At 38.4% G+C, this 12,044-nt stretch carries 11 protein-coding genes; 4 read left to right on the forward strand and 7 right to left on the reverse strand.

Translation table 11 applies throughout. The features are described 5' to 3' along the window. Positions 1-30: 30 nt before the first annotated feature. A complete protein-coding gene (locus AC2117_RS02390) occupies positions 31-672 on the forward strand; it encodes a fumarylacetoacetate hydrolase family protein (RefSeq protein ID WP_133971672.1) in 642 nt (213 codons plus the stop codon). Between the two features lie 109 nt (positions 673-781). Here the strand turns inward: AC2117_RS02390 and AC2117_RS02395 are convergent, their stop codons facing one another. Then, positions 782-2,029, reverse strand: coding sequence for a YihY family inner membrane protein (locus AC2117_RS02395; protein WP_133971674.1), 1,248 nt, complete (start codon positions 2,027-2,029; stop codon positions 782-784). Positions 2,030-2,389: 360 nt separating this feature from the next. Between AC2117_RS02395 and wrbA the strand changes: the two genes are divergently transcribed. Continuing rightward, the gene (gene wrbA / locus AC2117_RS02400) at positions 2,390-2,998 is read left to right on the forward strand and encodes an NAD(P)H:quinone oxidoreductase (protein ID WP_197730971.1); all 609 of its coding nucleotides are present in this window, start codon (positions 2,390-2,392) and stop codon (positions 2,996-2,998) included. Positions 2,999-3,045: 47 nt separating this feature from the next. On the opposite strand, the gene AC2117_RS02405 is transcribed toward wrbA, so the two are convergent. From AC2117_RS02405 to AC2117_RS02415, 3 genes are all read right to left on the reverse strand, one after another. Further along, positions 3,046-3,621: a xanthine phosphoribosyltransferase gene (locus AC2117_RS02405; protein WP_042895139.1), complete on the reverse strand. Its 576-nt coding sequence runs from the start codon at positions 3,619-3,621 to the stop codon at positions 3,046-3,048. Positions 3,622-3,692: 71 nt separating this feature from the next. Continuing rightward, positions 3,693-4,406, reverse strand: coding sequence for a DUF3108 domain-containing protein (locus AC2117_RS02410; RefSeq protein ID WP_003653602.1), 714 nt, complete (start codon positions 4,404-4,406; stop codon positions 3,693-3,695). 158 nt (positions 4,407-4,564) lie between these two features. Further along, positions 4,565-5,236 carry a hypothetical protein gene (locus AC2117_RS02415; protein WP_005038515.1) on the reverse strand — a complete coding sequence of 224 codons (672 nt, stop codon included), beginning with the start codon at positions 5,234-5,236 and terminating at the stop codon, positions 4,565-4,567. Positions 5,237-5,468: 232 nt separating this feature from the next. Between AC2117_RS02415 and AC2117_RS02420 the strand changes: the two genes are divergently transcribed. Continuing rightward, the gene (locus tag AC2117_RS02420) at positions 5,469-6,353 is read left to right on the forward strand and encodes an energy transducer TonB (protein ID WP_133971678.1); all 885 of its coding nucleotides are present in this window, start codon (positions 5,469-5,471) and stop codon (positions 6,351-6,353) included. 101 nt (positions 6,354-6,454) lie between these two features. Here the strand turns inward: AC2117_RS02420 and ybeY are convergent, their stop codons facing one another. The 3 genes from ybeY to miaB form a co-directional block, all read right to left on the reverse strand. Beyond that, positions 6,455-6,937 (reverse strand): rRNA maturation RNase YbeY, encoded by a 483-nt coding sequence (gene ybeY, locus AC2117_RS02425; protein ID WP_133971680.1) that lies wholly within the window; start codon positions 6,935-6,937, stop codon positions 6,455-6,457. Positions 6,938-7,214: 277 nt separating this feature from the next. Then, entirely contained in the window at positions 7,215-8,303 is a 1,089-nt protein-coding gene (locus AC2117_RS02430; RefSeq protein ID WP_016140133.1) for a PhoH family protein, read from the reverse strand. A gap of 37 nt (positions 8,304-8,340) precedes the next feature. Continuing rightward, complete coding sequence (miaB, locus tag AC2117_RS02435; RefSeq protein WP_133971682.1) at positions 8,341-9,792, reverse strand: tRNA (N6-isopentenyl adenosine(37)-C2)-methylthiotransferase MiaB; 1,452 nt, start codon at positions 9,790-9,792, stop codon at positions 8,341-8,343. A 287-nt stretch (positions 9,793-10,079) separates the two neighbouring features. Here miaB and AC2117_RS02440 point away from each other — a divergent pair, with 287 nt between their 5' ends. Further along, on the forward strand, positions 10,080-12,023 hold the full coding sequence (locus AC2117_RS02440) for a lytic transglycosylase domain-containing protein (protein WP_133971684.1): 1,944 nt from the start codon (positions 10,080-10,082) through the stop codon (positions 12,021-12,023). The last annotated feature ends 21 nt before the right edge of the window (positions 12,024-12,044 follow it).

Below are 12,044 nucleotides of genomic sequence, written 5' to 3' on the forward strand. Positions count from 1 at the left end.
ATTATCAGCCGCAACAACCAAGGAAGCCTCATGAATACACGTCCTTCAAAAATCGTTTGCGTAGGCAGAAGTTATGCCGATCATGTCAAAGAATTAAATAATGCTATGCCTGACAGACCTATATTATTTATTAAACCACCTAGTAGCTTGATTGGTTTAAATGACGGTATTTCATGGAATCCAGCTTGGGGCAGTTGTCATTTTGAGTGTGAATTAGTTTTACGTATTGACCAGCCTTTAAAAGGTGAAACTGACCCTGAGAAAGCATTAAAAGCGATTGGGGCAGTGACTTTAGGTCTTGACTTAACAATGCGTGATTTACAGAATGACCTGAAAACTAAAGGTCACCCATGGGAGCGTGCAAAAGCTTTTGATGGTGCTTGTGTTTTGGCAGACTGGGTCGATTTGAGCGAAATTACAGATTGGCAAGAAACTAAATTCACGTTCCATATTAATGATGAGTTACGTCAAGATGGGAATACTGAACTATTAATGTTTACTATTGGTAATCTGTTAACTGATATTAATCAGGTTTTTTCATTAGAGCCGGGTGATGTGATTATGACAGGCTCACCTGCGGGCGTTGGACCATTACACTCGGGTGATCAGTTAAAAATGACATTAAAGGGTGCAACACAAGATTTTGTCTGGGAAACTTTTGTAAAAGCGTAATTTTATTTGCGCCGCTAGATATTTTTAACCCTATTATTTTTCAATAATAGGGTTTTTTTATGAGCTAAACATTAGAGTGCAGCTAATTAAATGAGAAGCTGCTGCCTACTTATTTTTCTTCAAGAATTGTGGAGAGGGGGATAGAAAGTTTTGCAGCTAGATAGTCATTAGACTCAACTAAAGCTGGGCCAATTTTTTCCATCCATTCATCGTCATCATGCACATTTTGAACATCTTGGCGTAAAGGGAGTGGATATGGAAGAGCCGTAAAAAAGCTCCAGAAGTCGACTTGAGACAAATTACGAACTAAAACATATTCATCTTTATCGGTGCGTTTAATCAAATTTTGCTCTTCAAGTAAAAGTACATAAGAGGGCCAGCGTCCAACTTCTCCTCGACCTAAAATTTCTAAGGCTTCTTTATCACTTACACTTTCACCCAGTTTTTGCTTTTTATAAAATAATTCAAGAATATCTAATAACATGAGCACAGGGTGCCGTTTTTGTTCTTTACCTGAGTGAAAAGCAGTTAAAGCAAAACTGACTTCTACTCCGAGTAAAATAATATTCCATGAAAGAAATATCCATAACAGGAAAATAGGCACTGCTGCAAATGCGCCATAGATCAGTTCATAACTGGTGAAATTTGACATTACAAAGCTAAATAAGTTTTTGAGTATTTCAAAAAGTACCGCACTTAAGCAGGCCGCTATACCAGCTGCATAAACTGGAACTGTTCGATTCGGAATAGTCCAATACAAAATAAAAAAGCCAACAATGGTCAATAGAAACGAAATCAGCCAGAGTATGAATGATCCATCAAGTTGATATCCTGCAAAATTATTGCTGAGAATGTTCATGGAAGCGACCGTCGAGGAAATGACGAATGCACTTCCTAAAATAATCGGACCTAAAGAGATGATCGTCCAGTAACGCATAAAACCCATAATGCCGCTACGAGTTTCTTTTACACGCCAAATACGATTAAAAACTGTTTCAATTGACGTGAGCATTAAAACGGTAGTCACGAATAAAAACAGCACACCAATAACGGTGAGGTTACTGGATTTCTCTGTGAAAGCATTCAAGGCTTTATCAAATGCAATAGTGCTTTTGGGTAAAAAATTACTATAGATTAAATGTTGGAGCTGTTGTCTTGCAGGTTCTAACGCTTTAATTGAAGAAATAATAACTAAAAAAACCGTTAACATCGGTACAACTGCGAATAGTGTTGTATAAGTGAGAGAACCAGCTTGTTCACGGCACCGATCAGCTTCAAAACGTTTAAATACATATAAAACGAACTGAAACCAGGTTTTATTATAAAAAGGAAGCTTACTTAAAAAACGTTGTAACATGCGTCGTCTATCCCGATTTTTTTAATCATCATGTGGGGCGATTAATAGCTTATCAAAGTATGAGCTTAAGAACTCAAATCGTAGATTAAAGCAAAAGAATAACTTAGAGAATTAAAGTCGTTCTGTAAGTTTACTATGCGCTATAGAAAAAATTGTAGCCCTAATCTTTTTAAAAAAGTTGGCTTTCTGTTGTTTGGGCATAAGATTCATCAAAAGTCGGTGAATCTTTTACTCAACGAATTTGAGAAATTTGCTCGTGTTACCTTTCATGCTACGTAATCAATCACCTCTAGAATTTCATAAGATTGGTTTCGCCAAAAAAATAAAAAATACCGTATAGTGTTCTTTTTAACAAAATTTATGAAACCGATGCAACCTTACATTCTTGTACTCTATTACAGTAAATATGGCTCTACAAAAGAAATGGCACATTTAATTGCCAATGGTGTTGAGTCTGCGGGTATGTCAGTGAAAATTCGGACAGTGCCAAATATTGCTCCAGTCGTCACAATCGCTGAACCAAGCATTCCGGCAGAAGGCGATATCTACTGTACGTTAGATGATCTAGCGAATTGTGCGGGTCTGGCATTAGGTTCCCCAACTCGCTTCGGTAATATGGCAAGTGAAATGAAATATTTTTGGGACCAAACGACTAGTCTTTGGCTCAATGGAGCATTACATAATAAACCTGCTTGTGTTTTTACTTCTTCTGGATCAATGCATGGTGGGCAGGAGAGTACTTTACTCACGATGTTACCGCCATTATTTCATCACGGCATGATGATTCTGGGATTACCAAATGCAATTCCAGCTTTATCTAATACTAAAACAGGTGGAACACCGTATGGGGCAAGTCATGTAAGCGGACCCCGCCATGACCAGAACTTAAGTCAGGATGAAAAGATTTTGTGTGAAGCGCAAGGTAAACGCCTAGGTGAGGTTGTTAAGAAGCTTTCAGCTGTACTTTAAAATAAATAAAAAAAGAGCGGATATTCGCTCTTTTTTATTTATAAATCTTATTCTTTTACAAAGATAACTTTGCCATCTGTAAGAGAATGAACGCGTGCTAATGATTCAACACGATAGCCTTTTTCAAGCAATAAATCACGGCCCGGTTGGAATGATTTTTCGATCACAATACCTACGCCAACAACTTCTGCATTGGCTTGATGAATTAAATCAATTAGTCCTAATGCTGCTTGACCATTCGCCAAGAAGTCATCAATAACTAATGCTTTATCAGTTGAATGAAGGTGTTTGTTTGAAATCGCAATCGTACTTTCAGTTTGTTTAGTAAAACTAAACACCTTAGAGCGATATAAGTCATCTTTTAACGTCAATGACTGATATTTACGAGCGAAAATTACAGGTACACCAAGTTCCAAACCTGCCATGATTGCAGGTGCAATACCTGATGCTTCAATGGTAATAATCTTGGTAATCCCTGCATCTTTAAAGCGAGCGGCAAATTCTTTACCAATCTGCTGCATGAGTACAGGATCAATTTGGTGGTTTAAGAAAGCGTCGACTTTCAAGACTTGATCAGATAGAACGATACCTTCTGTTAAGATTTTCTGTTCTAGTGCGTGCACGGGAGAATCCTCTAGACGGATGCTTTTAAAGCAAATGCGTATTTTAAAAAGCATCCGAAAAAATGCAAGCTTTAATTCGTCTTACCTGTATAACTTGTTAATAACAGGCCATAAGAAGTTTTACCATCAATATGGCTGACTTTAACTGGTAAATAATCTAGTTTTGGGGCTAACCAAAAGACTGTACTGCGTTCAGGCTTGCTGTGTTGTAAAACGACTTTAATGGTATCGAATGTTCCATAAGATGTTTTAATTTTTTCATTGCCTTGTTTTACAAAGCGACGATTTTCAACTTCTTTTGCATCTGCAAGTGGATAAGAGGTTTTAAGTGAACCATTTTTTAGGTCTTCACGAAGTTGTAATTCTGCATTTAACTCGTCAAGTACGCCAGCCTGCCAAGCGAATGAACGAGCTTTATCATCTTTCTTGGTAGAAATAGTTTTGCTGTTTGGATTAAAGTTAATATTCATGGTGTTGTTATGAATCAAAATTTTGCTGGTACGGCTAAAACTTTGAGACCCAATTTTACCATTAGCAAAACTAAATTTACTTGTTTCACTTGCAGAAGCAATTCCACCTGCTTTTGCAGTGAAATTATAAGTCCAATTATTACCTTGTTGGCTTAAGGCACGTGTCGCCGAACCCATACCTTTATTATTATAAGTAAACTGATAATTTGCCTGAAACGGGCTCATGGCAAGTGCATGACTTGAGAAGCCTGCAAAAAGCAAAGTTGTTGAAATACCTGTTGCGATGCCAAATGATTTCAGAAATTTTGTTGCCATAAGTAAATATCCTTGTACAGACTGAAAAGTCAGTGCTGATGCATCTATAACTTAAACATATTATGCCTGTTGATCATGGAGAAAAAATCAGGATTTATGCTAAATGTGTAATCTATTTGTGTTTTTTGGCAGTTAATTCATTTTTATTCATCACAGCTTTATACATCTTTTTGCTGGATTGGCGTGATTTCAGAGTCTTCTAATTCGTCTTCATAATCATCGTCCTGATCACGGTAAAGCAGGGCGGCTAAATTAACATTTCCAAATACGACTAACTCAGCCTCACGAACTCGTGCGTAATTTACATGCACTTTACCCAGTGTCTCGATGATACTGGCTTTTTTACCAAACCAGCGGTTGAGGTCAAGAAATATAAGTTCATCACGTTCTTCTGCTACATTAAAACGTTCAAGAATCATTCCTAAAGGGTCTTTTTTCAAAATTTTATGGTAGTAAAAAACTGCGGCTTTTACGGCAATCTTCTGCCAAAAGTTTTTATATTTTGCTTCAATAATTTGTGTATTACTAATTTGTTCAAAAACTAAAAGCTGTTGTTCTTTATTAAATTCCATCTGAATTAGTTTTAAATCAACAGATAATGTCGTTTCTAGGCCTTTTACATGCATGGTTGCATATAATCTTAACCAGTCATGATAAAGATCGGCATGGAGGTCATCTAAAAATTCAACATTATTGGTGACATAACGCTGTAAAGTCGCATTCAGAAAGGTTTGTGATAGCGTAAAATCTCTTTCTTCTTCAATGAATGCTTCTGCTTTTTGGTAGACTTTTTGAAGGCGTCTGACTAATGAGGAAAATAGCGTTTGCATAAAAGAACTTCCAGAAGATAATTTACTTAAGAACCAACACAATCTTTATTATGATAAAAAACGAGTTTTGATATTGCAGTGTAACAAATTTAATTGATACATTTTGACAAAATGAAAATGGATAAAACTCTATGTTTGAAGTGAATCACACTTTTATCCAGATTTGAATATCAGTTTATATTTTATTCGGTATTAAACCGTGGGGAAAAGGCATTTACATGCTTTTAAAATTATGTTGAATAAAAGAAGTCTATCCATAGAGCCTTTTTATCATTGGTGGCAAGACCGAGTCTTTATTGCTGCGACAATATTGGCAATCTTACTGCATATTTTTGTGTTGCTTATTCACTTTGCGATGCCTAGCCCATCAGAGCAATCTACTAAAGAAATTGCAATTTCAATTCGATCAAGCAATGAGCCAGTTCAGCAAGCAGACTTTTTGGCACAAGCGGACCAGCAAGGTTCGGGCACATTTCGTGAAGCCCACCGTACCTCTAGCGATACACCAAATCCTATGCCTAATGATGCGTCAACTGGAGATGCACAGTTAGAAAGTTTGCAAAAGGTTCAGCAACAAAGAGAGCTTAAATTTGAAGAAAAAGTCTTAATGACTGTTTTGAGTTGGCAAAAACAAGCTGATGCAAGTCAAAGAAAAAAAGAACTAGAACAATTACAAAGTCAATTTCAGGCAAAAGCTGCGATGGTTGCGAGCCTTGAAGCACAATATTTACAACGTAGACAAGATTTCAGCCGCCAGCAAAAAATAAAAACGGTAGATGGAATTCAGGCGAAGAAAGATGCCTCGGCTGCTTATTTAGATAAGTTCCGTGAAAAAGTGGAGTTGTATGGTAATCGCTATTATCCGGAAGAAGCCAAATTGCAACAGTTGAAAGGCGAAGTTCGTTTAATGGTTATTTTAAATGCTCAAGGTGGAATTCGTGCAATCCGGTTACTTGAGAGTTCGGGGTATTCGGTATTAGATGAAGCTGCAAAGTCTTCAGTACGTCGCGGCGCACCATTTGGACATTTTGATACCACTATGAAAGATATTTCTGAATTACGTATTGTGCGTACTTGGCGTTTTGATCCGGCTCAAGCAGAATTTGAAGTGCATTAATAAAAAATGTGGATAAGTTTTAGCTTATCCACATTGATTTGAGTTAATTAGACAAAACCTCACCTGAAGGCAGACGATGTTTTTCATCTAATCAATAATGATTAGATCTGTTCTTGGTAGGGATTGTCTATATTTAGCTTTGCTAGAATTTCAACTTCAAGCCCTTCCATTTCTTCAGCTTCTTCGTCACTCGTTTCGTGGTCATAACCGAGTAAATGCAAAACACCATGTACTAATAAATGTGCAAAGTGTTCTTGAGCTGTTTTCTTTTGTTCAATTGCTTCTTGCAATACAACTGGAATACAAATGACTAAGTCACCCAGAGGAAAGGCATCAAGCATTGGTAAAACTTCTTCGGGAATATCACTTGGAAAAGATAAAACATTGGTTGGTTTATCTTTCTCTCGATATTGCAGATTAAGTTGTTGGCTTTCTGCTAAATCGACACAAGCAACGCCAATTTCGCAATCTTCTTTATAACCAACGTGGCGTAAGGTTGTCTCAATAATTTTTTTGAGTTGAGCCCGTTTGAGCTCTAACTCAGGTAATTGAAGGTCTTGCTGTAAACTTAAACTGATTTTCAAAATGAATCCTTAGGGTCTGTTGAACATTCACAGATGATTGTGACATCGAGTGTTTTTTAGATGATACTAGGCGTGGACTATGAAATTTAGTTATTCTAAATGAATAGTTCACAACGATGTAGCAGCAAGAAACACTCTTGTCCCGAAGGGTTGTGGCTAAAATTATCTCAGACTACGTTATGAAACTTGGAAAGGGGCTCGCCATTCCCTACATTTCATGCCTTGCCTGCTCAATTTTAGCCGACAACGCAATCCAATTTTGAATATTCAACAAACCCTAGGCATCCTGATGTTGCAAGTCTGCTGCTGTATCGTTCTCAGCGACTAATGCTTCCTGACGGGCTTTACGTTCAGCACGTGCTTCGGCATTAAGACGATGTTGTTCACCATCCCAACCTTCATAAGCCTCAACGATTTTTTGAACCAGTTGATGGCGTACAACATCGCGGGAATGGAAACGGGTAATATGAATTTCGGTAATATTTTCGAGTACGCGAAGAGCGTGTGCCAAACCAGATTGTTGACCTTTAGGTAAATCGACTTGAGTAATGTCACCTGTAATGACTGCACGAGAGCCAAAACCTAAACGGGTCAAGAACATTTTCATTTGTTCAGGTGTTGTGTTTTGAGCTTCATCCAAAATGACAAATGAATGGTTAAGTGTACGACCACGCATATATGCAAGAGGCGCAACTTCAATTACTTGACGCTCGATTAACTTGGCAACTTTTTCAAAGCCAAGCATTTCGTAAAGGGCATCGTAAAGAGGGCGTAAGTATGGGTCAATTTTCTGGGTTAAATCACCAGGTAAGAAACCCAGCTTTTCTCCAGCTTCTACAGCAGGACGTACAAGTAAAATCCGCTGGATTTCGTTACGTTCTAGCATATCTACGGCGGCGGCAACTGCTAAATAGGTTTTACCTGTACCAGCAGGGCCTACACCAAAAGAAATATCGCTTTGTAAAATACGTTGTACATAACGTTTTTGATTGGCACCACGTGGATTAATGCGGCCTTTTCGGGTCTGGAAATAGACATCGAGCGGCGCATCATGCTCATCCATTTCATCACCAACTAACTCAAAATTGCGTTCAGTTTGTGAAGACTGAATGAGGAGGTGTAATAGATCGGCACTGATTTGCTGGGATACTTCGGACTCTTCGTAGAGTCGTTGCAATAAAGCTTCGGCTCTCCCAACAGCATCTATTTCACCATCTATGTGAAAAACATCTCCACGATGAGTAATTTTGACATCTAAACGCTGTTCAATTTGCTTCAGGTGCCCATTATAGGCACCTAGAATGCTCTTTAAACGTTCCATTGAAATTTCAGGAAATGTTACGGTACGTCGAATCGCTGCAGTCAAGAGAAAACCTTTCAGTAGACTTTAGAATACCTCTACATTACGCCACGTCAGGTTCAAGATTCAAGAGTTCACCGTAAACAAAATTTAAAGTTTTAATTTCAGTAATCTCGATCTCTGCAAAACGGCCAACCCAAGTTGCATCACCTACAAAAGTGACTAGACGTGTATTGTCAGCAGTACCAATTAAAATATTAGGGTCTTGATCAGATACTTTTTCAATAAGTACACGTTCAATTTTACCTAACATGGCATCTGTTTTTTCAATACTAGACTGTTTAATTACTTTTTGAACTAGAGCTAAACGTTCTTTTTTAACTTGCTCAGGTGTGGTGTCTGGCAAGTCTGATGCTGGTGTGCCTGGGCGTTTTGAATAAACGAAACTATACGAGTGATCAAAGTCTAAATCTTTGATAAATTGCAATGTTTCTGCGAAATTTTCATCGGTTTCACCTGGGAAGCCAATAATAAAGTCACTTGATAAATGCATATCTGGACGAATTTTGCGTAGCTTCGCAATTTTATCAATATAGACATCAATCGTGTGATTTCGCTTCATTGCCTTTAAAACATCATTCGAACCACTTTGTACCGGCAAGTGTAAATGTGACACCATTTGAGGTAAATCTTCATAACACTGAATAAGCTCATCAGAGAACTCAAGTGGGTGCGATGTTGTATAGCGTAAGCGTCCAATACCCGGAATTTCTGCAACGAGTCGTAACAATTCAGGGAATGTACAGATGCCACCTTCAAAGGTTTCACCGCGGTAACCATTTACATTTTGACCAAGAAGTGAAATTTCACGGACACCTTTTTCAGCAAGCCCTGCAATTTCTGCAAGTACATCATCTAAAGGTCGAGAAACTTCTTCACCGCGTGTATATGGAACTACACAGAAAGAACAGTATTTAGAACAGCCTTCCATAATAGAAACAAATGCTTTAAAGCCTTCTACACGTGGTTCTGGCAAAAAGTCGAACTTTTCAATGTCTGGGAAAGAAATATCAATCAGTTTGATTTTATCTTTTTTGGGTTTTTCTACTTGAGCATTATGTTGATCAAGCATTTGCGGTAAACGGTGTAATGTTTGAGGGCCAAAAATCATGTCGACATAAGGCGCACGTTTTTGAATATTGTCACCTTCTTGAGAGGCAACACATCCACCGACACCAATCACAAGATCAGGATTTTTGTCTTTTAGTTTGCGCCAGCGCCCTAATTCACTAAATACTTTTTCCTGTGCTTTTTCACGAATAGAGCACGTATTCATGAGCAGGATGTCTGCTTCAGTAGGGTTGCTCGTTAAAATGTAACCGTGAGAGTCCCCTAAAAGGTCTGCCATACGGTGACTGTCATACTCATTCATCTGACACCCTTGAGTTTCAATATAAAGTTTTTTTATTGAAACATCAGAGGTGTGCGTTGGCTGGGTAACAGTGTTTTCTGAGGCAGCTTTGGCACCATTGGGAATGAAGGTTTGAACCGTCATGCAGGCTCCTAACAGATCGATCTAAAAAAGAATAAATTTGCCCAAAATGGGTCAAACCATTCATTATAGCAGTATTTGAACCGAACCGATAACAGTAAACCTTCAGAACAGGACACGGTTTTTTTGAAGTAAATTACGTAAATTTTAATGATGTTGAATCAGAGAGTTACATAACACAACAAAAGAAAGCATGAAGACTAATTAAACTATGCTCTGAAGGTGAATAGTCAGGGTTTAACACATTTATGAGACCAAGTAGAAAGAGCTCATCCATCCATAGTCATGTAATGAAAAATAAATATATGCATCGTAGCTGGTTAGGAGCTATGTGTTTACTTGGTTGTTCATTTACCTATGCTGCCGAAGAGCAGTTTAATGATGCATTGAACGCTGCAAATAGTGGCAATACCGCACTATTAGACCAATATCAGCTTGCCATGCAAAATGATGTATTAGGGTACTATCCGGAATATTGGAAACTTAATACCAATCTTGGCTTTCAACCTTCAGCTTCGATTGTAAGTTTTGCTCAACGTTACCCTCAATCAGCAATGGCTGAGAAATTAGCAGCCGATTATGTTGAAGAAAAAGTTAAACAAGCTGACTTCGCATCTGCACAACCTTTACTATCTTATGTAACTAACCCAGATCAGGCCGAAAATTGCGCATTGGCACAGGTGAGAGCGAAAACGGGTGATGCATTAGTTTTTGCTGAATATAAAGATGTGTGGCTTGCAACCGAGTCACAACCAGAATCTTGTATCGGATTAGGACGCATGATGTTGTCTAGTCCGTTAATGAGTGCACAAGATAAACAACAGCGTCTTTGGGTGCAATTACGTTCTGGCTTAACAGGACAAGCTTTGGCAACTGCACAGACTTTGGGTATGAATTTGTCTTTGGCTCAGCTCAATCAAATTCAGGCTAATCCACTCAATTATTTGTGGACTGCGCCTAAAACAAATGATACAGACTATGCTTATTTGATTTTTGCATTAGGTCGTTTGGCTAATAATGACTTAAGCAACGCTTTTGCGAATGTCCAACGTGTCGCTCAAGGTACACCAGAGAATATACAAAAGTATTTATATCGAACCGTGGCTTATATTGGTGGCACCACGGTCATGAAAAATAATTTCAATCGTGAAGTTCTTCAATATTTTGATGCAAGTTATGGTTATCCTCTAAGTCCGGAAGAAGCTGAAATTTATGCGCGTCAGGCAATTCGATTTGGTGCGTGGGAAAGTTTAATCCGTGCCATTGATAGTATGACCGTGACACAAAAACAAGAAGACCGCTGGCAATATTGGCTTGCTCGTGCAACAGAGCAGCGCGGTGATAGTAGTTCGAAAAATACTGCGCAACGTATTTATAAAAAATTGGCTGAAAGTGGTGATGACTATCACAACCTTTTAGCAAAAGATCGTTTGGGCGAACGTTATAATCATCAACCTTACGATGATCAGCCCACTTCAAGCGATTTAAGACGTTTAGACCAGAATGTTCACTTTAATCGTGCTTTTACTTTAAGACGTATTAATGCAAATCCAACCTATACCAACCGAGAATGGAACTGGGCAGTTCGACAAGCTTATCTTCAACATGATGATGGTGTGTTGTTAGCTGCAGCAAAGCGTGCTCATGACATGGGGTGGTATGATCGTGCAATTTATGCAGCAGATCGTACAACAAATAAACATAATGATACGTATCGCTATGTGACGCCTCATAAGACTAATGTTGTAAGTCATAGTTACAATGCAGGAATTGATCCAGCGTGGGCGTATGGTTTAATGCGACAAGAAAGCCGATTTGTTACCTCCGCGCGTTCTCATGTTGGAGCGGGTGGGCTTATGCAAATTATGCCTGATACGGCGAAGTTGATTGCACGTCAAATGGGCGAAACCTATAATCCAGCGGCATTAAATGAAATGAATACCAATATTCGATATGGTACATTTTATTTGTCGATGATTCAGGGACAATTAAGCAATAATCCAGTTTTGGCAACGGCAGGTTATAATGCTGGGCCTAATCGGGCAAGACGTTGGCAACCGGACTATCAATCAATTTCGGCTGACCAATATACAGAAACAATTCCATTGTTAGAAACCAGAGACTATGTCAAGCATGTTATGACGAATGCAACACATTATGGTGTGATATTGGGTCAAGGGGCTCAATCGTTATCACAACGTATGAAAGTCATTCCAATGCGTACATCTCCTTAAGTTTAGGTAGTTGATGATGGA

The organism is Acinetobacter calcoaceticus (assembly GCF_900520355.1).
In the GTDB taxonomy this organism is placed as follows: domain Bacteria; phylum Pseudomonadota; class Gammaproteobacteria; order Pseudomonadales; family Moraxellaceae; genus Acinetobacter; species Acinetobacter calcoaceticus_C.